At 65.8% G+C, this 18,601-nt stretch carries 21 protein-coding genes; 12 read left to right on the top strand and 9 right to left on the bottom strand.

Features of this window, described 5'->3' with window-relative positions; translation table 11 throughout:
- The first annotated feature begins 102 nt into the window (after positions 1-102).
- The 3 genes from QA600_RS01700 (at position 103) to QA600_RS01690 (ending at position 1,822) form a co-directional block, all read left to right on the top strand.
- A complete protein-coding gene (locus QA600_RS01700; RefSeq protein ID WP_278290237.1) occupies positions 103-399 on the top strand; it encodes a HalOD1 output domain-containing protein in 297 nt (98 codons plus the stop codon).
- Between the two features lie 99 nt (positions 400-498).
- Positions 499-1,227 carry a nucleoside phosphorylase gene (locus QA600_RS01695; protein WP_278290236.1) on the top strand — a complete coding sequence of 243 codons (729 nt, stop codon included), beginning with the start codon at positions 499-501 and terminating at the stop codon, positions 1,225-1,227.
- A gap of 46 nt (positions 1,228-1,273) precedes the next feature.
- Entirely contained in the window at positions 1,274-1,822 is a 549-nt protein-coding gene (locus QA600_RS01690) for an amphi-Trp domain-containing protein (RefSeq protein ID WP_278290235.1), read from the top strand.
- 11 nt (positions 1,823-1,833) lie between these two features.
- On the opposite strand, the gene QA600_RS01685 is transcribed toward QA600_RS01690, so the two are convergent.
- Complete coding sequence (locus tag QA600_RS01685; protein WP_278290234.1) at positions 1,834-2,559, bottom strand: DUF547 domain-containing protein; 726 nt, start codon at positions 2,557-2,559, stop codon at positions 1,834-1,836.
- 115 nt (positions 2,560-2,674) lie between these two features.
- On the opposite strand from QA600_RS01685, the gene QA600_RS01680 reads away from it, so the two are divergent.
- Entirely contained in the window at positions 2,675-3,694 is a 1,020-nt protein-coding gene (locus QA600_RS01680) for an AI-2E family transporter (protein ID WP_278290233.1), read from the top strand.
- A gap of 15 nt (positions 3,695-3,709) precedes the next feature.
- Here QA600_RS01680 and QA600_RS01675 read toward each other — a convergent pair whose 3' ends face one another.
- Complete coding sequence (locus QA600_RS01675; RefSeq protein ID WP_278290232.1) at positions 3,710-4,765, bottom strand: SDR family oxidoreductase; 1,056 nt, start codon at positions 4,763-4,765, stop codon at positions 3,710-3,712.
- 173 nt (positions 4,766-4,938) lie between these two features.
- On the opposite strand from QA600_RS01675, the gene QA600_RS01670 reads away from it, so the two are divergent.
- On the top strand, positions 4,939-6,192 hold the full coding sequence (locus tag QA600_RS01670) for a tRNA (N(6)-L-threonylcarbamoyladenosine(37)-C(2))-methylthiotransferase (protein WP_278290230.1): 1,254 nt from the start codon (positions 4,939-4,941) through the stop codon (positions 6,190-6,192).
- A gap of 76 nt (positions 6,193-6,268) precedes the next feature.
- Positions 6,269-6,505 carry a glutathione S-transferase N-terminal domain-containing protein gene (locus QA600_RS01665; RefSeq protein ID WP_278290229.1) on the top strand — a complete coding sequence of 79 codons (237 nt, stop codon included), beginning with the start codon at positions 6,269-6,271 and terminating at the stop codon, positions 6,503-6,505.
- A gap of 24 nt (positions 6,506-6,529) precedes the next feature.
- Here the strand turns inward: QA600_RS01665 and QA600_RS01660 are convergent, their stop codons facing one another.
- Both QA600_RS01660 and QA600_RS01655 read right to left on the bottom strand, forming a co-directional pair.
- Positions 6,530-6,940 (bottom strand): cupin domain-containing protein, encoded by a 411-nt coding sequence (locus tag QA600_RS01660; RefSeq protein ID WP_278290410.1) that lies wholly within the window; start codon positions 6,938-6,940, stop codon positions 6,530-6,532.
- Positions 6,941-7,014: 74 nt separating this feature from the next.
- Positions 7,015-7,548: an HIT domain-containing protein gene (locus QA600_RS01655; RefSeq protein ID WP_278290228.1), complete on the bottom strand. Its 534-nt coding sequence runs from the start codon at positions 7,546-7,548 to the stop codon at positions 7,015-7,017.
- A gap of 252 nt (positions 7,549-7,800) precedes the next feature.
- On the opposite strand from QA600_RS01655, the gene QA600_RS01650 reads away from it, so the two are divergent.
- Entirely contained in the window at positions 7,801-8,001 is a 201-nt protein-coding gene (locus tag QA600_RS01650; protein WP_278290227.1) for a hypothetical protein, read from the top strand.
- A 13-nt stretch (positions 8,002-8,014) separates the two neighbouring features.
- Here QA600_RS01650 and map read toward each other — a convergent pair whose 3' ends face one another.
- From map to QA600_RS01635, 3 genes are all read right to left on the bottom strand, one after another.
- Entirely contained in the window at positions 8,015-8,911 is an 897-nt protein-coding gene (gene map / locus QA600_RS01645; protein ID WP_278290226.1) for a type II methionyl aminopeptidase, read from the bottom strand.
- A gap of 58 nt (positions 8,912-8,969) precedes the next feature.
- Complete coding sequence (locus QA600_RS01640) at positions 8,970-9,095, bottom strand: hypothetical protein (protein ID WP_278290225.1); 126 nt, start codon at positions 9,093-9,095, stop codon at positions 8,970-8,972.
- 257 nt (positions 9,096-9,352) lie between these two features.
- Positions 9,353-10,270: an isoaspartyl peptidase/L-asparaginase gene (locus QA600_RS01635; RefSeq protein WP_278290224.1), complete on the bottom strand. Its 918-nt coding sequence runs from the start codon at positions 10,268-10,270 to the stop codon at positions 9,353-9,355.
- 93 nt (positions 10,271-10,363) lie between these two features.
- Here QA600_RS01635 and QA600_RS01630 point away from each other — a divergent pair, with 93 nt between their 5' ends.
- The 5 genes from QA600_RS01630 (at position 10,364) to QA600_RS01610 (ending at position 15,618) form a co-directional block, all read left to right on the top strand.
- Positions 10,364-10,654, top strand: coding sequence for a hypothetical protein (locus QA600_RS01630; protein WP_278290223.1), 291 nt, complete (start codon positions 10,364-10,366; stop codon positions 10,652-10,654).
- 197 nt (positions 10,655-10,851) lie between these two features.
- Complete coding sequence (gene icd, locus QA600_RS01625; protein ID WP_278290222.1) at positions 10,852-12,114, top strand: isocitrate dehydrogenase (NADP(+)); 1,263 nt, start codon at positions 10,852-10,854, stop codon at positions 12,112-12,114.
- A gap of 567 nt (positions 12,115-12,681) precedes the next feature.
- The gene (locus tag QA600_RS01620; RefSeq protein WP_278290221.1) at positions 12,682-13,770 is read left to right on the top strand and encodes a polysaccharide deacetylase family protein; all 1,089 of its coding nucleotides are present in this window, start codon (positions 12,682-12,684) and stop codon (positions 13,768-13,770) included.
- A gap of 293 nt (positions 13,771-14,063) precedes the next feature.
- Complete coding sequence (locus QA600_RS01615) at positions 14,064-15,137, top strand: polysaccharide deacetylase family protein (RefSeq protein ID WP_278290220.1); 1,074 nt, start codon at positions 14,064-14,066, stop codon at positions 15,135-15,137.
- A 52-nt stretch (positions 15,138-15,189) separates the two neighbouring features.
- The gene (locus QA600_RS01610) at positions 15,190-15,618 is read left to right on the top strand and encodes a GNAT family N-acetyltransferase (RefSeq protein WP_278290219.1); all 429 of its coding nucleotides are present in this window, start codon (positions 15,190-15,192) and stop codon (positions 15,616-15,618) included.
- Between the two features lie 18 nt (positions 15,619-15,636).
- Here the strand turns inward: QA600_RS01610 and QA600_RS01605 are convergent, their stop codons facing one another.
- Entirely contained in the window at positions 15,637-17,019 is a 1,383-nt protein-coding gene (locus tag QA600_RS01605) for a divalent metal cation transporter (RefSeq protein ID WP_278290218.1), read from the bottom strand.
- A gap of 72 nt (positions 17,020-17,091) precedes the next feature.
- Entirely contained in the window at positions 17,092-18,480 is a 1,389-nt protein-coding gene (locus QA600_RS01600) for a DoxX family protein (RefSeq protein WP_278290217.1), read from the bottom strand.
- Positions 18,481-18,601 lie beyond the last annotated feature (121 nt).

Raw genomic sequence — 18,601 nt, 5'->3', positions numbered from 1 at the left:
GTCCGCGTCCGGCGGTTCTCATCGAGTGTTTCCCGGCGGTACCTATTTGTCGAGTGCCGTTGGCCAGTGGTCTAGGGAGTCACGGCGACGTGACTGAGAGACATGAACGAACGAACGACACCCAACACCCCTGGATGTGGGTTCGGTCAGCGCGTCCAGTACGACCGAGACGACAACGAACCGCCCAGTATCGCCGTCGCGACGGCACTCGCGACCTACCACGGTGAAGAGGTCACCGACTCGAGCATCCGGCTGTACGACTACATCGATCCCGAGGCGCTCGACTCGCTGTTCGTTCGTACGTACGGCGGCGGCGATCGGTCGGCCGGGACGGTCGTCTTTGACGTCGACGACGTCACCGTCACCGTCAGCCCGGACCAGGTAGAGGTAACCGGGTAGGCCGACTGCGCGCTCGAGGGTCGACGGGGGCTCCGGGGGTGCCCTCGAGGCCGTGCCGGCCTCGAATCTTTTTTCTCGTCGCCCGCGGAACGCGAGGCTATGGCAACGCAGCCACACCTGCTGGTCGAGGAGGGAGACCTGACGGACGTCGCGCTGATTCCGGGGGATCCGGGTCGCGTCGATCGGATCGCCGACCACTGCGACGAATCCGAGACCGTCGCCGAAAACCGCGAGTACAAGGTCGTCAACGCCACCTACGGCGACCGCGAGCTGACGATCTGCTCGACGGGGATCGGCTGCCCCTCCGCGGCGATCGCAATCGAAGAGATGGCAAACGTCGGCGTCGAGACGTTCATCCGCGTCGGAACCACCGGTGCGCTCCAGTCCGATATCGAGATCGGCGACATGATCGTCGCGACCGGCGCCGCGAAGAACGAGGGAACCTCGAAGCGATACGAGGACGCGGAGTACCCCGCCGTTCCCGATTACGAGGTGCTGTCCTCGCTGGTCGACTCGGCGGAAGCCAACGACGAGGACGTTCACATTGGTCCGATCGTCTCCGACGACGCCTACTACGCCGAAACCGACGAACACGTCGCCGACTGGGAGAACGCTGGCTTGCTCTGCGTCGAAATGGAGGCCGCCGCCGTCTTCACGCTGGCCCGACGGCGCGGACTCAGCGCGGGCGCCATCTGTACCGTCGACGGCAACCTCGTCGAGGGTACCCAGAAGGGGACCGACACCGAGGACGACGAACTGCCGGAAAAGGCCAAGAACAACGTCGGCCGCGCGATCGACATTGCGCTCGAGGCGACGACCCAACTCTAAGCAGTTCCTGGTGAAACCCTAACCCGTTACGGGTTGTACCGGGCGTATGCGAGACACACTGTTCGAACTCGAGCACGCCTACGACCGCGACGAGCTGGCCGCCATTTTCCGCGAGTTCGCTGCCGCCCTCGAGGCCGAGACCCCCGTCGAACTGCATAGCGGCAAGCGCCGGCTCACGATCGACGTCCCCGCGGACGTCGTCGCCGAGCTCGAAGGCGAACATGAGGACGGACGGACCGAACTCGAGTTCGAACTGGAGTGGGACGATCCGGACGGCTCCGGCATTCGCATCACGGACGCCGGGGCAGAGGAGGGTGCCGAAGACGACCGGACGCCCGCCGCAGACGAGAGTGCGGACGCAGACGCTGACGAGGCGAGCGACCGCGTCGAGACGAGCGAGTCCCCGGGCCGACGGAGCCGATTCGAGGTGTACGAGGACCGCGCGGAGGAGTGGCGCTGGCGACTCGTCCACTGGAACGGGAACGTGATCGCCGACAGCGGCGAGGGGTACGCCTCCCGGTCGAACGCCGAACGGGCCGTACGGGGGGTCATGCGGAACGCTCCGAGCGCGCGGATCGAACGTCTCGACGGCTAACTGGGAGCGGCTCAGCGCTCGAGCGTCTCCTCGAGTTTCAGGGTCTCGCGACGGGGCGCCCGCTCGTACTCGAGGGTCGGCGTCGCCGACTCCGGGATCGACTCGTACTCCCGGAGGAACGACAGGATGCCGCGCTTGCCGCCGAAGTCGCCGCGGTACCGCCAGAAGAGGCGGGGAACCGTCGCCGTCTCGTCGTCGGGATCGTAGCCGACGGTTTCCTCCAGGTGCCAGCGGATCGAGATGTCCAGCTCCTCGTCGACGTCGGCCGCCGAGTAGACGGCGATCGGCGGACAGTGGTCGCCGCCACGACTCAGCGCGAAGTGGATCCGCGGATCGCACTCCTCGAGTCGGAATCGGCGCTCGAACCGGGAGGGAAACGGCCGCGGGACGTAGCCGAAGCCCCAGGGATGTTTCGATCGGCGGAGCATCCCGTGTTGAATATCGTTGAGACTCAGCCAGACGCCGCCGACGGGGATCCGGTCCCGGCCGAAGAACGTCCAGCGGTCGACGAGCCCGCCCTCGAGGAGTTCGGGCGACTCCTCGAGTAGCAACTGCGCATAGGCGTTGTAGCAGTTGAACCAGAACGCCAGTCGGCGCTTGCGACTCGACAGCGCCCGCTCGAGCCGGGAGCGCTCGAGGGTCGCCAGGTGCGTTCGCAACCAGTCGTGGTCGCCCTCGGTTTTGACCGTGTAGAGAAGATCGGCCGACAACGAGAGGGGATCGAGCTGGGTCGACATCCGAACTAGGCTAGGTGAACCAGCTTCTTGAAGGCGTGTTGCGACTGGCTACGACACTCCGCTGTCGGAATATGTCGGGTCCGGCTTTATCTTCACGACGCCGGAACAGTAAGTCGTGAACCGCAGCAAAGGGTATCTACTCGTTCTCGTCGTGATATTTGCCTATCTCTCCTGGCAGCTCGTCGTCCCGTTCTTCCAGTACGTGTTGCTCGCGCTGTTGCTCGGGTTCGTCCTGTTCCCGCTCCAGCAACGGCTCGAGGAGTACGTCTCGCCGACGATCGCCGCGCTCTCGCTCGTCTTACTGGCGATCGTCGGCTTCATCGTTCCGTTCGTGCTCGTCGCCGCGGTGGTCGCCGAGGACGCGGCGAACCTCATCCAGGACACCGATCCCGACGACCTCCAGATCGCCGAGATCGAGGCGCTGATCGAGGAAGAAACGGGAATGGAGGTCGACATCGTCGGAACGGTCGCCGACTCCGCCCAACAGATCGGCTCGATCGTCCTCGAGCAGGCGACGGAGTGGTTCAGCGCGCTCGCCAGCGCGCTGATCGGCTTCGGGCTGGCGCTGTTCCTGCTGTTTTATCTGCTCAAGAGCGGGGACGATCTCATGGACTGGATTCGCGCCCGGACGCCCCTCCCCGACGACGTCCAGGACGACCTCTACGGCGATCTCAACGAGGTCACGTGGGCAGTACTCGCCGGCCACGTCCTGATCGCGATTATCGAGGGCGTCATCGCCGGCCTGGGGCTGTTCGCGGTCGGCATCCCCAACGCCGCGTTCTGGACGTTCATCATGGTGATTCTCTCGCTGGTGCCGCTGATCGGCGCGCCGTTCGTCTGGGTTCCCGCCTCGCTGTACCTCTTTGCGACCGGCGAGCCCGTCCTCGCCGCGGCGCTTGCCATCTACAGCGCGGTCGTCGTCGGTATCTGTGACGACTACCTCCGGCCGGTCGTCGTCGATCGCTACGCCGAGATCAGCCCTGCCGTGATCATCCTCGGCGTGCTCGGGGGTATCTATGCCTTCGGCATGATGGGCGTGTTCTTCGGTCCCGTCGTCGTCGGTGCGTTCATCGCCGCCGTCAACGTTCTCGACGAAAACTACGACCGGCTCGGGGCGGAGTCGGGATCGAGGTAAAGGTCACGGAGACGGCTACCGCGCTCGGTGCCGCATCGTCCTGTAACCGGCGTACGCGAGTCCGGCGAGCCCGAGCCCGAACCCGAACGTCGCCTTCCCGGGCGTTCGCCCGCGCTGTCGCAGCCTGGTGTAAAGACTCGACTCGGCGACGTACCCCTCGTAGTCGCCGCGTTCCTCGAGGTCACCCGCAGGCACCTCGAGCCCGCTCTGGGCGTCCGGACGCGGGGGTTCGCCCTTTCGCTGCTGGGGGCCGAAGACAGTCTTCATCAGTGTATCCATCAGCTCCGGGGTGTACTTCCCGAGAAGCGTGAACTGTTTCCCCCCGCCGCCGACGGTAACCTCCCGCTGGGGGTGTTCCGCGGCGTGGAGGATCGCCCGCGCGACCGTGTCGGGCGCGTACACCGGCGCCGGTACCGTCGCCGCCTCGTCCATGTGGTTCTCCGCGTTTTGCGGGTAGGGCGTGTCGATCGCGCCCGGTTTGACCAGCGTTACGGTGATCGGTCCCCCCTCCTCCTCGAACTCCACCCGCAGGGCGTCGGTGAAGGCCTTGACCGCCTGTTTCGACGCCGAGTAGCTGCCCTGCAGCATGATCGAGCGATCGGAGACGATGCTGCCGACGTTGATGATCGTCCCGCCGTCTTCGAGGACGTCGAGGGCCTCGAGCGAGCCGTACAGCAGGCCCCAGACGTTGGTGTCGAACTGCTCGCGCATCTCCTCGACGGGGATCTCCTCGAGGCGGCCGTAGATCGAGACCGCGGCGCCGTTGATCCAGGTGTCGACGCCGCCGTAGCTCTCCTCGGCGACGCGGGCGATCTCGCGGACGTCCTCCCGGTCGCCGACGTCGGCGACGACGGAGGTGGCGTCGCCACCGTCGGCCTCGATCCCCGCGACGGCCTCGCGCAGGGCGTCCTCGCTGCGGGCGGCCAGGACGACCCGCGCCCCGCGCTCGGCGGCCATCCGCGCGGTCGTCAGTCCGATTCCCGACGAGGCGCCGGTGATCACGAGCACCTGCTCCTCGAGCGGTTTCGGCTCGGTCTCGATCTCTCGTCCGCCGGTAAGTCGTCGGAGCATCAGTATCGTCCCAACGAGGACGAGGGGTTTGCGCTCGAGGCCTGTATGCGCGTGTCCACCGGCTCGCGCGAGCGCCGCATCGTCACGGTCGGCGGGGCGAGCGCCCGTCCGCTCGAGACCGACCCCGATCCGTCGGGCTTTTGGCTCGCGGGGCCCGAAGGGTGACAACGACGATGGCCCGGTATCACATCGAGACGTACGGCTGCACGTCCAATCGCGGGGAGAGCCGCGAGATCGAGCGACGGCTTCGCGACGCGGGCCACCACCGGGTCGACGGCCCGGACGAGGCCGACGTGGCCATCCTCAACACCTGCACGGTCGTCGAGAAGACCGAGCGCAACATGCTCCGCCGGGCCGACGAGTTGGCCGACGAGACCGCCGACCTCTACATCACGGGCTGTATGGCGCTGGCCCAGGGCGAGGAGTTCGCCGCGGCCGACGTCGACGGGCGAGTGCTCCACTGGGACGAGGTCCCCGAGGCGGTCACCAACGGCGAGTGTCCGACGACGACCCCCGACGCCGAGCCGATCCTCGACGGCGTCGTCGGCATCCTCCCGATCGCGCGGGGCTGTATGTCCGACTGCTCGTACTGTATCACCAAGCGCGCGACGGGGAAGATCGACTCCCCGAGCATCGAGGAGAACGTCGAGAAGGCCCGGGCACTCATCCACGCCGGTGCGAAGGAACTTCGGATCACGGGCCAGGACACCGGCGTCTACGGCTGGGACGAGGGCGAGCGAAAGCTGCATCGCCTGCTCTCCGAGATCTGCGACCTCGAGGGCGACTTTCGAGTCCGCGTCGGAATGGCCAACCCGAAGGGCGTTCACGGCATCCGCGAGGAGCTTGCCGGGGTCTTCGCCGCGAACGACGAACTGTACGACTTCCTGCACGCCCCGGTGCAGTCCGGATCGGACGACGTGCTCGGCGATATGCGCCGCCAGCACCAGGTCGAGGAGTACCTCGAGGTCGTCGAGACGTTCGACGACCACCTCGACTACTGGACGCTGTCGACGGACTTCATTGTCGGCTTCCCGACCGAAACGGATCACGACCACGCCCAGTCGATGGCGCTGCTCCGCGAGACCCGCCCCGAGAAGGTAAACGTCACTCGCTTCTCGAAGCGGCCCGGCACCGATGCAGCCGAAATGAAGGGCCTCGGCGGGACGATCAAGAAGGAACGGTCGAAGGAGATGAGCGCAGCGAAGCGAGAGATCGTCGGCGAGGCCCACGCGTCGATGGTCGGCGAAGTCCGCGAGGACTGTCTCGTCGTCGAGGACGGAACTGCCGACTCGGTGAAGTGTCGCGACTCGGCGTACAGACAGATAATCGTCCAGAACGCCAGCGACCACGGCATAGAGCCCGGCGACTTCGTCGACCTCGAGGTCACGGCCCACGAGACGATGTACGCCTTCGGCGAGCCCGTCTGAACCGCTTCGACCCGCTCGACTGTCCTCTCCCGGGCGCCACCGACACTTTTGGCACACCCGTCCGTACCCGCACGCGATGCTCGAACTCTACCAGCTCGAGGGCTGTCCGTACTGCGAGGTCGTCGCCGACCGGCTCGACGAACTCGAGGTCGACTACGAGAGCGTCTGGGTCGAAGCGCTCCACTCCGAACGCGACGAGGTAAAACGGGTCTCCGGCCAGCGCGGGGTTCCCGTCGTTGTCGACGAGGCCTACGGCGTGACGATGGCCGAGTCCGAGCGCATCCTGGAGTTCCTCGAGTCGACGTACGCCTGAACGGCAGCGCGAAGCGGGCGACCGCTACTCGCTCCCCTCGTCGAACTCGCCGGGATCCCGCCCCGGGTCCTCGACGTTCGGCGCGCCGACCGCGAGTACGATCCCCTCCTCGTCGCCGACGTTGCGGTGGCCGTGGCCGACCTCGGGTCTGGCCAGCCAGAACGCGCCGGCCTCGATCTCGCGGCGCTCGGTGTCGCCGTCACGGCCGAGCGTCAGCTCGAACTCCCCCTCGAGTGCGAAGTACAGCTCCTCCTGTTCGGCGTGGGCGTGGTACCGGATCTCCTCGCCGGGCTCGAAGTACCAGAGCTTGAGCTGGACGTGCTCGCTCGGGAGGAAGTCGTCGATCGCCCGCATCTGTAGATCCGAGGGTACCTCGTCGATCTCCGAGAGATCGGTCAGCGGGACGTCGTCGGTGTGTACCACCTCGTACTCCATGTGACCCGAGCCACGGAGCGGCAGCTCAAAAAGCATACGGACGGGACCACACTTGCTGTGGTTCGATCGCGTCGCTACTCGAAGACGACGGCACCAGTATCGGGAACGGTCGCACCCTCCTGGTCGGCGAACGCCTCGCGGACGCGCTCGTAGGTGTCCTCGAGGGCCTCGACGATCACCGACGTGTCGCCGATGACCGGCATGAAGTTGGTGTCGCCCTCCCAGCGCGGGACGACGTGGGTGTGGAGATGGTCGTCGATCGAACCGCCCGCGCCGTCGCCCAGGTTGAGTCCAGCGTTAAACCCGTCGGGGCCGAGTGCGATCTCGAGGGCGTCGAAGGTGCGCTGTTTCAGCCGGGCGTGATCGAGCAGCTGCTGGTCGTCGAGTTCGCCGTAGTCGCCGGTGTGTGCGTCGGGAATTACCATCGCGTGGCCGGGGTTGTACGGGTAGTTGTTCAACAAAACGAGGGCGTGCTCGCTGCGCGCGACGACCAGGTTCTCTCGGTCGGCGTCGTCCGCCGAGAACGTACAGAACACGCAGCTGTCGTCAGGGTCTCGCTCGTCCCGTTCGACCCACTCGATCCGCCACGGTGCGAACACTTGTTGCATATCCCGGTACACTCGAGGGATCCCTATAGTCGGATCGAAGGACGGCGGGGAGGCCGTTCGAGAGACGAACCACAGTATCCCGGTTGTATGACGGAACGTGGCACCGGGTGGGAAACGTTTCGGAGAAGGGGCGATGAACGATATAAGCGGATTTGAGGACTTATCGGGGACGAGAGCCGGTCGACGAACACGTCAGTATACTTCTCGAAACGATACAGAGGTTTAAGATGGTACTCCGAGAAGAGAGAAGTAATGGCAACCACAGACGACTCGTTCAACGGGCTGACCGAACACTGCGAGGACTGCGGCCTCGACACCCCACACGAGGTGTCGGTCCAGCTCCGAACCGAGAGCCGAAAGGAGGAGAACGCACAGTTCTCCCGGGAACCCTACCGCGTCGCCGAGTGCAAACGCTGTGGCACGCGGACCAGTCAACGGATGAACAACGCCTAGCGATCCGAAACGATCAGGACGTCGTCACTTCGCAGCCGTCCTCGGTGACGATGACCGTGTGTTCTTTCTGACTGACGAGACAGCCCTCGTCCTCTTTCAACACCGGATAGCCATGGACGATGTCGTTTCGTTTGAGTCGGCGCAGCGCCATCTCCGGCCGGCTGGTCTCGAGCCAGCGGGTGGCAAACGGCAGCGTGCGGAACTCCTCGGTGATCTGTTCTAAGGCCTTGCGGGCGTCCCGGTTTCGAACCGATCCCTCGCGCTCGAGGGCGAAGATCTCCTCGCTTGCCCCCTCGGTGACCTTCCCGCCGCCGTCGGTCGCGAACGGCTCGATCGCGACGACGTCGCCGACCTCCAGGGTCGTCCCCTGCGAGACCGCGCGGTTCGGGATCGTCGGACTGGTGTGTTGCTCCCAGTGACCCAGCCCGTGACCGGTGAGGTTGACGACAGGGTTGTAGCCGTAGCTGGTGATGACGTCCTCGATCTCCGCGCCGATCTCGCCGGTCTCGACACCCGGTTCGACCATGTCGATCGCGGCCTCGAGGGCCTGTTCGGGTGCCTCGGCGAGTTCGGGGTTGCCCGAGTGGTCGACGGTGATCGCGGTGTCGGCGAGCCAGCCGTCGATACAGACGCCGATATCGAGGTTGATCATCTCCTCGCCGAACGTCGACTCGTCGTCGATCGAGGGGGTCGCGTGGGCTGCCTCCTCGTCGATCGAGATATTCACGGGAAACGCCGGCTTGGCGCCCAGTTCCCTGATGCGGTCTTCGGCGTACTCTGCGATTTCGAGGTGGCTCGCGCCGACCTCGACGCGGTCTGCGGTCTCTGCGCGCACCTGCGAGAGGATCTCCCCCGCTTCGCGGAGCTTCTCGTACTTCTCGGAGTCGAAGTCCACCTCGGATTCGGCCATGTACCCGAGTTACACCGGTTGGCAAAAAGAGGTTCCGTCTCCCGACGGGCGAGGCGTTCTACCGTTCGGACGCCGACGACGCGATCCAGCGACACGCCGGACAGGTCTCGAGACCCTGAACGTTCGAGAGGGTGGTCTCGCACTCGGGGCACTGCCGAGCGCCGTGGTGGGGTGGTTCGAGCATCGACTCGGAACTCGGTACGACAATAAATAAAAGTATTCACGACAATCGTCGATATCAGCCGCCCGAGTGAAGTGGTACCGATGAACCAGCCGTTACGTGGAGTAACCAGGCGCAACTGCGCGAAACGGTCGTCGCAGTTTTATCGCTCGAGAGCGTCCGTGCTCGCGGCGTGAGAGACGCCAGTTCGGGTACCGCACGCGCCGACCGATCCTCGGGGTCGACGGTTCGCACCCGGCGTAACGACTCCCCGGGGGTCGTTATCGGTCGGTCGCTCGAGCGGTTTGCATTCCGTCGCTGTTGTATGCCGAGCCCAGCCGACCCCGAGCGTCGATGGCGATGACACCGGCGGTCGCGCCGGTGAGTTCGGCGAACTCCTCGATCGCGAGCTCCGCGGCGGCGTCGGCGTCGAGGCCGCGCTCGACGTGGCCGGCGACCCGTTTCGAGAGGGTTACCCGTGCGATGTCCTCGCCGGCACCGGTCGCGCTCACCGCGGTCGAGGGACAGCAGTAGAAGCCGGAGCCGACCTGCGGGACGTCCCCGACGCGACCGGCCAGCGCGAGCCAGCGTCCGCCCGTCGACGTCGCGGCGGCGAGGGACTTACCGTCGAAAGCGACCGCACCCACCGTGTCGTGGTCGAGGTCCGCGGCGTCCGCATCGATCTCGGCCCCCTGCTCGTCGCGCCCGTCGGGATCCGTTCGGCCGTAGCGTTCTCGGATCCACTCGAGTTCGCTCTCGGTACCGCCGGCGGGTGGCTCGAGGTCAGCCCACTTCTCGCGCGTGCGTTCCGACCAGAGGTCGACACCCGTCTCGACGCCGAACGCCTCGGCCAGCGAGACGGCGTGCTCGCCCGAGACGAACCCGTGGGGCGTCTCCTCCATGACGATCCGGGCGACCTCGACCGCGTGTTCGACGTCGGGCATCGAGCAGGCCGCACCGACAGAGCGGTCGTCGGTCATGATCCCCGCATCGGTTCGGATGCGGCCGTCGCTCTGGACCGCGCTGCCGACGCCCGCGTTGAACCGTGGTGAGGACTCGAGGACGCCGACCGCGGCCTCGACGGCGCCGACCGGGGTCGGTCGCTCGGCACCGGTTTCGGCCGCCCGCTCGAGTACTTTCCGTCTCCGTTCCGGCTCTTCGGGTGTGCTCCCGGCGCCGCCGTGGACGAGTAGCTGCATACCGACCTCTGGTGAGGCGAACACGGTAACGGTTTCGCGACGGCCTGGAAACCCTACACACTTACCAGCGGGGACTGAGTAGCAACGTCGAAGATGACGTCGGCCCTCCTGCTCGCCGGGTTCTGCGCCGCGATGACCGTAGTCGCCGTCGGTCGGCTACTGACCGGCGACGAGCCGACTCCCTACCAGGGTGGGATCGCGCTCCTTGCACTCGGGATCACGCTACTGGCCGGTCTCTGGAGCGCGATCAGGATGGGGTGGTCGACGGAAACGGGGCGAGCGCTGCTCGGGGCGAGCGGCGTCGCCGTCGCGGTTGTCGGTGCCGTCCTTCTCGCCCGGTACTGGGGGACGGCGGCCGACGGGGCGCGCGATCCCATGGGGTGATCGCCGTTCGTCGGAGACGGGTTCGACAGCCGACGAACGAGTGTGTCACGATCGAAACTGTGTTTTACCGGTATGAGGGGTGCTCGAGCGGATTTTTCGACGATCGGCTTCGGTCGACCGATTGACGGTGGAAATCGGATGCAACATCGGCGGAAATGGGAGCCCTTTTAGCCCCATCGGAGCACGGTACAGACGAGATGAGCTACGACAAGATCGAGGTCCCCGAGGAGGGGGAGAAGATCACGCTGAAGGAGGGTACCGACAACGAGCTGGAGGTCCCCGACAACCCGATCATCCCGATCATCTACGGCGACGGCGTCGGCAGCGACGTCGGCCCCGCCGCCCAGAAGGTCCTCGAGGCTGCCGCCGAGGCGACCGGTCGCGAGATCAACTGGATGCGCGTCTACGCCGGCGAGTCCGCCCGCGAGAAGTACGACGAGAACCTGCCCGACGAGACCGTCGAGGCGATCAAGGAACACCGCGTCGCGATCAAGGGGCCGCTGACGACGCCCGTTGGCGCCGGCTTCCGCTCGCTGAACGTCGGTCTACGCAAGCTGCTCGACCTCTACGCGAACGTTCGGCCGACCTACCACCTCGACGGCGTCCCGTCGCCGGTCAAATCGCCCGAGCAGATGGACATGGTCACCTTCCGCGAGAACACGGAGGACGTCTACGCCGGCATCGAGTGGGAAGCCGGCTCCGACGAGGTCGAGCAGGTCAAGGAGTTCGTCGAGGACGAGATGGGCCAGACCGACATCATCCACGACGGCCCCGTCGGCATCGGCGTCAAGCCGATCACCGAGTTCGGCACGAAGCGACTCGTCCGCCGCGCCATCGACTACGCCCTCGAGCACGACCGCGACTCGGTCACGCTGGTCCACAAGGGCAACATCATGAAGTTCACCGAGGGCCAGTTCCGCGACTGGGGCTACGAGGTCGCAGAAGAGGAGTACGGCGACGAGGTCATCACCGAGGATACCCTCTGGGAGGAGCAGGACGGTGAGGTCGACGACGACACGCTCGTCGTCAACGACCGCATCGCCGACAACATGCTCCAGCAGATCCTCACCCGCACCGACGAGTACGACGTCATCGCGACGATGAACCTGAACGGTGACTACATGTCGGACGCCGCCGGCGCCCAGATCGGCGGTCTCGGCATCGCGCCCGGTTCGAACTTCGGTGACGGCCGTCTGCTGGCCGAGCCCGTCCACGGCTCCGCGCCCAAGTACGAGGGCCAGGACAAGGTCAACCCGACCGCGATGATCCTCTCGGGCCGCATGATGCTCGAGTACCTCGGCTGGGACGACGCCGCCGACCTCGTCCGCGACGCCGTCGAGGAGACCATCTCCTCCGGAAAGGTGACCTACGACCTCGAGCGACAGCTCGAGGACGCCGAGAAGCTCGCCACCAGCGAGTACGCCGACGAAGTTGTCAGCAACATTGAAAAACTGGCATAAAGCCAGTTTTTCGAGCAGTCGGATTCGACAGAATCCGACGACAGTGAAAAGCTCTCGTAGAGAGCTTTTCAAGCAATCAGCTGCCCTTGCAGCTGATGATATCGAGGAGCTGTCGTAGACAGCGTTCTGGTCTGCTTTTTTGATCTGACGGTGCTCGACAAGCAGTTTAAGTAGGGGATAGCCTCGCCACGGCCGAATCGCCGGGGTACGCGGTTCCGTTTTAGAGACGGCATAGGGACGAATTTCAAAATTCAGGACGAGGGATTCCTTACAGAAACCATATTAACTGGGTAGATACGTTCGACCACTCCGAAGATCGATCTCATATCTATCAGTTTCGTCGAGTATTACGAGGGATATAGAGAAGATTATGAAGTAGCGCCGAAGAGACATCGGAACGAAGACATGATACTCGAGGGAGCACACAGTCGGATCTCGACGGGGGAAGGCTACCGATCGGTCGGCGCCAGCGAGGCCGAGCGAACCGTGGACAACGCGTCCGAGCGACGAACGGCCATCGGAGTCGGAGGACCTCCGAGCTGGCTGTCGGCTCGAGGTGAGCCGTAGATGCGTCGGCGGAACCTGCTGGCGGTCCTGGGGGTCACTGCGGCCGGCGGCGCCGCTACCGCATACGGGGTTTCTCAGCGCGATTCCGACGAGAACAGTGGGGCCGACGACGATCAAAACGGGTCGGACGGAAACGGGGATGACGAGTCGGGAAGCGAGGAGTCGAGCGACGAGTCGGCCGACGACGAACAGGCGGACGACCTCGAGGAACGCCTCGAGGGCAGCGAGGGGATGCTCGTCTTCACGTACGACGACAGTCCGATCGAGGACTACACGCTCACCTACCAGGTCCACAAGGAGTACGACGTTCCCGGCTGCGTCGCGGCCTGTCCCGGCTGGATGCAAGACGACGGCGGCGGCGAGTACCTCTCTCCGGACCAGCTTCGCGAGATGTACGACGACGGCTGGGGGGTCATGTCCCACACCTACTACCACCGTGCACTCGGCGAGATAGAGCTGACCGAAACGGCTCAGGAGGGAGACGACCGCATCTACGTCGAGGCGAACCGACACGCGGACATCGAGGAGGATCCGCTGGTGATCTTCGACGACGAGAACAGAGCGACCGCGACCGTCGCCGGCGGGGGGAGCGACTCCACCGGGGAGTACGTCGAACTCGCCGAGCCCCTCGAGGAGACGATCGACGCCTCGGGCCACGTCAGGTATCCGGAGGAGTTCATGCAGGATATCCTCGACGACACGGACGCACAGCTCGAGGAGTGGGGGCTCACGGTCGTCGGATTCGTCTACACGTACACGCGCTACCACGGACTCATCGAAGATCTCGTTCGGGATCACTACGACGCCGTCGCGAACCACCGCTTCGGCGGCGGCCACAACGAGATCGACGGCCTCGATCCGACGACGATGCAGCGGATGTACATCGAAACCGATCGGGCAACCGAGGAGGAGATCGAGGAGTTCATGCAGACCGCCGCCGAGGACGACGTGCTCTCGGTCGTCGGCGGCCACTCACACTTCGAGACGATCACCGAGGAGCGACTCCAGTATACGATCGAGACCGCTCTCGAACACGATCTCGCGATCGTCACGATGGAGGAGGCGCTCGACGAACTCGAACTCCGTTAACACCGATTTCGACGATCACTTTGGCTCGGCCGTGTCGACGGATCAACGTCAGTTCTCTCGGGCTCGACGAACGCCACGAGAGATATGGAGAGCATTATAACGTCGCGCAGGTGAACTGTCTGAACAAGGATATGACACCCGAGGGGGTATGCAGTCGGATCTCGAAGGGGGAGCGATACCGTTCGACCAGAACCGACCGGCTCGAACGAACCGAAGACGACGCGAACGGGCGATCAACGGGTACCAGGACCGAAGCCGCCTCGAATCGGTGGCCGACTCGAGGTGAACCGTAGATGCGCCGCCGGAATCTGCTGGCGGTCGCCGGGGTCACCGCAGCCGGCGGCGCCGCTACCGCGTACGGAGTCTCACAGCGGGATACGGACGAAGACGGTGACAGCGACGACGGTCGGAACGAGTCGGACGGAGACGGGGACGGCGAGTCGGCGGACGAGGAAGCCGACGACGAACGGGCCGACGACCTCGAGGAACGGCTCGAGGGCAGCGAGGGGATGCTCGTCTTCACGTACGACGACAGCCCGATCGAGGATTACACGTTCACTTACCAGGTTCACCAGGAGTACGAGGTTCCGGGCTGTCTCGCCGTCTGTCCCGGTCTGATGGAACAGGATTCTGACGCGTATCTCGAACCCGATCAGCTGGTCGAGATCTACGAGGCTGGGTGGACCGTCATGTCCCACACCTACGAACACCGGGCGCTGGGACACACGCCCCTAACCGAAGCTGCAGACGAGGGCGACGACCGGGTCTCCGTCGAGTGGGGTCGACACGGCGAGTTCGAATCGGATCCACTCGTCGTGTTCGACGACGACGGCGCCTACAACACGACGTCGGTCGCCGGCGGCGGCACCGATTCGACCGATGCGTACGTCGATCTCGAGGAGCCACTGACCGAAACGGTCAGCGCCGACGGCTATCTCAGACATCCGGAGGAGTTTATACAGGATATCCTCGATCGGACCGACGACCGACTCGCCGAGTGGGGGATCGACGTCACCGGGTTCGTCTATACGTACGACCGCTACCACGGCGTCGTCGAGGAGATCGTCCGCGATCAGTACGACGCCGTCGCGAACCATCGGTACGGCGGCGGCCACAACGAGATCGACGACCTCGACCCGACGACGATGCAACGGATGTACATCGAGACCGACAAGACGAGCGAGGAAGAGATCGACGAGTTCATGCAAACCGCTGCGGACGAGCGGGTACTCTCGATCGTCGGCGCCCACTCCCAGTTCGAAACGTTCACCGAGGAACGCCTCGAGTACACCATCGAAGCCGCCCTCGAGAACGATCTGGCGATCGTCACGCTCGACGAGGCGCTCGCGGAGCTGGGGTACCTGTAACCGTCTGATCGGACCGTAACGCTCTCGAGTCGCCTCGCCGTAGCCGCCTGCCATGATCGAAACCCGGATCGTCGACTCGGACACCGAGCACGAGGACGCCCTCGCCGTTCGTCACGCGGTGTTCGTCGAGGAGCAGGGCGTCGACGAGGACCTCGAGTACGACGAGTACGACGCCAACGCCGTCCACGTCGTCGCCTACGACGGGAGCGATCCCGTTGGTGCCGCGCGACTTCGAGAACTCGAGGACGGCGCCGGCAAGGTCGAGCGCGTGGCCGTCCTCGAACCGCGACGGGGCGAGGGGATCGGCCGGAAGCTGATGGCCGTCCTCGAGAAGCGAGCTCGAGCGGACGGGTTCGACGAGCTGAAACTCCACTCCCAGACGCACGCGGCCGGCTTCTACGCGGAGGTGGAGTACGAGCGGTACGGCGAGGAGTTCGAGGAAGCCGGCATCCCCCACGTACGGATGCGAAAGAAGCTGTAGCTGCGAGCGGGCCCGTCGCTACCGCGAGTGAGCACGGAGCCGATCCCGAACCGCGGTTCCGACGAGTCCGACGATCGCGAGCGCCATCGCCGCGGCGAAGGCGACGACGAACAGCGCGGTCGGATCGCCCGCCGACGCCGCCGGCAGCTCCTCGAGGACGAACTCGCCCGCCAGCACGACCGCCACCGCGAACAGGACGAGCCCGCCGACGTTCTCGAGGACGGAGTTGGTCTCGCCGACGACGTCGGCGTCGTTCAACAGGACGAGGATCACTGCGAGCGCGAAGGGAGTCCCGACGAGACCGAAGGCGAGGACGAGCACGAGCAGTTCGAAGAAGGCGCCCTCGAGGAAGGCGCCGATCGACGAGGCGAGCGCGACGACGACGAGTGCGACCCGGTAGCGCGGGTCCTCGACGGACTGCTCCCAGCCGAGCTTGTCAGCCAGCAGGTACGGCGGAACGATCGTGTTCCCCCCGAGCGTCGAGACCGCGGCGCCCCAGAGTCCGAACAGGAACAGCCAGGTCGCGTACTCGCCCGCAACCGGCCCCAGCGCCTGCGCAGCCTGGATCTCGTCGATGGTCGCGGGATCGACGCCGGCCTCGGGGAGGACGCTCGCCGCCACGAGAAAAACCGCGAGGCTGAATATTCCGAAGGCGACGAGCATCGAACTCACGACGTCGAAGCGCGCGATCCCGCGGTCGCGCTCGGTCCACCCTCGAGCGCGCATCGTGTAGCTCTGCATCGTCAGCAGCGTGATGTGGACGGCTCCGCCGAGGACGCCCGCGGCGACGACCGCGCCGCCGACGCCGGCCGGCATCGAGGGAACCAGTCCGGTCGCGGCCTCGGTCGGATCAATCGGGACGACGAACGCCGAGGCGACGAACGCGAGTACCACGAGCGAGACGAGCAGCTTCGCGCCAAGTTCCGCGACCCTGTACCCCCCGCCCGCGAGTCCAAGCGAGAGAATTACCGCCCACGTCACGCCCCACAGTCGGGGATCGGCCAGGGCGGCGACGCCTGCGCTCCCGACGATCGTCGCGCTGACGTCGGCCAGCGTCTTCATGATCACCAGTTGTGCGAGCCCTGCCGCGAGCACGACGTCGATCACGAGCACCCATGCCCAGAACGAGCCGAGGCGGTCCTCGACGACGGCGACGATCCCCGCCTTGGTGAGCAGGCCGAGGCGCATTGCGAGGTACTGGCCGAACGTTCCCAGGATCGCCGAGAGGACGACGACCCACAGCAGCGTGTAGCCGAAGCTCGCGCCCGCGACGAGCAGACTGACCATCGTCGCCGGCCCCGCGGCGATCGCGCCCGCGAGCCAGGTCGGCCCCAGACGCTCGAGATAGCCGGTCACACGTCCGATTCCCCAGCGATCCGACGATCGCGTCTCCGTTCCCATCGGTGTCCTTTTCGCCGAGACGGGTATAACTCCGTGGTATTCGTCAGTTGGGAGAGGGTGGTCCGACGCTCGTTAGTCGTCGCCTGGGATCCGGTCCGTCTGGGAGACGTCCGACGCGAGCGCCGCGGACGGCCGAGAGACGAACGCGAACGCGAGGAGTCCGAAGGCGAACATCACCAGCGCGACCGGGCCGGCGACCTCGCCGTAGCCGGCCTCGGGATCGATTCCGATCGCGGCGGCGCCGCCCAGGAACGCGACAGCGACGACGGCGGCTGGGAGCGAGCCTCGAGCCGGAATCGCTGGCGGTCGAGGGACGCGCCCGGCGACGGCGTCCAGGCTCGCGTGACGGCCGGCGAGGGTGGCGGCGACGATCGCGCTCGCGAAGACGAGGGGAGCGAGGCGAACGAGTCCGAGCGCCGTCAGCAGCGCGAGGTAGCTGACAGCAGCGACCCCCGCGGCTCGCGTGCGATAGCCGACGAGCAGCGCGATTCCGATCGCAGTCTGAACCGCGGCGAACGCGAGGACCCACGCGCTCATCGCCGGCAGCACCGCCAGTTCGATGAACGCGCTCACCGGAGCGACGTGCGACGCGGCGATCCCCTCGAACACCTCGGCCTGGGCGTCGGCGCTCGCCCAGCCCGGGAGGGCGTTCGCGCCCGGCTCGGATCGGACGACAATCTCCTGGAGGAACCGGTAGCCGACGAAGACCCGGAGCGCGTCTGCGGCGACTGCCGTCGGGTTCGCTCCGCGATAGACGTAGGAGAGGCCCCCGGCGGCGAGTCCGGCGAAGACAGTCAGCTCGAGGCTCGTGACGTGGACGCGGGTGTCGACAGTTTCGGGAATCGAAAGCAGGTAGTACGCGCCGACGACGGCAACCGCTGCGGCTAGCGGCGGGTACCAGGTCCGCCGGATCGGCAGCGGTGCGTTGACGGCCCGCGTGAGCCGCCCGACCACGTCGGGACGGTTCCAGAGGACGGCGTCGAGCCCGTAGTATCGTCCGGCGTTCGCCACGAAGGCGAACGCGATCGGGACGGTAAACAGCGGCGACGTCCGGATCATCCCGAGATGAAACACCGGGAGGAAGTAGACGATGCCGAGCAGGGCGGCGGGCCGCGTCCAGAGACCGAGAATCAGCCCGACGGCGGTGGCGATCTGTGCCGCCAGCGCGAGGACGGTCCAGAGCTCGGGAGCCGGAAGGACGACGGCCTCGAGCAGCGCCGCGAACCAGCCAAACGTTCCCTCCTCGATCGCCTGTTCGGAGACCCCGTACACCTCCGCGCCGGCGTCGGCGCCGACCCACTCGGGGTTCGGCCCGGTCGTGATCCAGCCAAGTTTCCACCAGCCGCCGAGGGTCAGTTCGTACAGGACCAACAGACCCGCGAAGATTCGGGCGAACGCGATCCACGATCCCGCTCGTTCGTCGGTCAGTGACTCCGTCTCGGTGTTCCGAGAATTTAGCATTTAAATCTAATAAATTAGTATTTCTTAATAACCTTGTCGGGTTAGTTATTACACAAGAGATTGACTGAAGGCCGCCCCTCGAGCCTCGAGTAAAATGGGTGTCGCCGCTGTCGAGCGGTAT

The organism is Natronococcus sp. A-GB1 (genome assembly GCF_029688845.1).
Taxonomy (GTDB): domain Archaea; phylum Halobacteriota; class Halobacteria; order Halobacteriales; family Natrialbaceae; genus Natronococcus.
Note: the sequence above shows the minus strand (reverse complement) of the source record. Positions and strands in the feature narration are given on the sequence as shown.